Source organism: Streptomyces beigongshangae (assembly GCF_019710745.1).
Classification (GTDB): domain Bacteria; phylum Actinomycetota; class Actinomycetes; order Streptomycetales; family Streptomycetaceae; genus Streptomyces; species Streptomyces beigongshangae.
Genome location: NZ_JAHKJW010000176.1, coordinates 1 through 886, shown reverse-complemented (window position 1 = coordinate 886; position 886 = coordinate 1). Strand labels below are relative to the sequence as shown.

The 886-nt window shown below is 70.2% G+C and carries 1 protein-coding gene; it reads left to right on the top strand.

Annotation, left to right across the window (positions count from 1 at the left end):
* Nucleotides 1–7: 7 nt before the first annotated feature.
* The coding region (locus KM933_RS40830) for an SDR family NAD(P)-dependent oxidoreductase (protein WP_488269396.1) at nucleotides 8–886 on the top strand (879 nt) is incomplete at its 3' end.

Sequence of the window (886 nt, the reverse complement as noted above, 5' to 3'; positions counted from 1 at the left end):
CGGGTTCGTGGCGTTCGCGGGTCTTGAGGAGCTGGCCGGTGCCGGTGAGGTGCCGGGGACGGTGCTCGTCGACGCCGGTGTTTCCTTCGACGGTGTTGATGTGGTCGGTGCGGTGCATGGTGCTGCGGTGCGGGCGTTGGGGCTGGTGCGGTCGTGGCTGGCGGAGGAGCGGTTCGCCGGCTCGCGTCTGGTGTTCGTGGTGCGGGGTGCCGGGGGTGCCGGGGGTGCCGGGGGCGCTGGGGGTGGTGGTGAGCTGTCGGTTGCGGCTGTTCGGGGTCTGGTGCGTTCGGCGGTGTCGGAGCATCCGGACCGGTTTGCTCTGCTGGATGTCGAGTCCGGTGTGGGTGCGGGGTCGGTGCGTGGTGCTCTGGTGGTGGGTGAGCCGGAGGCCGTGGTGGGTGTTGGCGGGGTGCGGGTGCCGCGTCTGGCCCGGGTGACCGCTGATGCTGATGCTGATGCGGGTGGGGTTGGGGGTCTGCGGTGGGGGCGTGGGCCGGTGTGGGTGACGGGTGGCACGGGTGGTTTGGGTCGTGCGGTGGCTCGTCATCTGGTGGTGGTTCATGGTGTGCGTGAGTTGCTGTTGGTGAGTCGGCGTGGTGCGGCTGCGGAGGGTGTTGAGGGGCTGGTTGCTGAGTTGTCGGCGGCTGGTGCGCGGGTGCTGGTCGAGGCGTGTGATGTGGCGGATGCCGGTGCGGTGGCGGGGTTGGTGTCGCGGCACGGTGTGGGTGCGGTGGTGCATTCGGCCGGTGTGCTGGATGACGGTGTGGTCGAGTCGTTGACGCCGCAGCGGTTGGCGGGTGTGCTGCGGGCGAAGGTGGACGCGGCGTGGAACCTGCACGAGGCGACCAAGGACCTCGACCTGGACGCCTTCGTCCTCTTCTCCTCG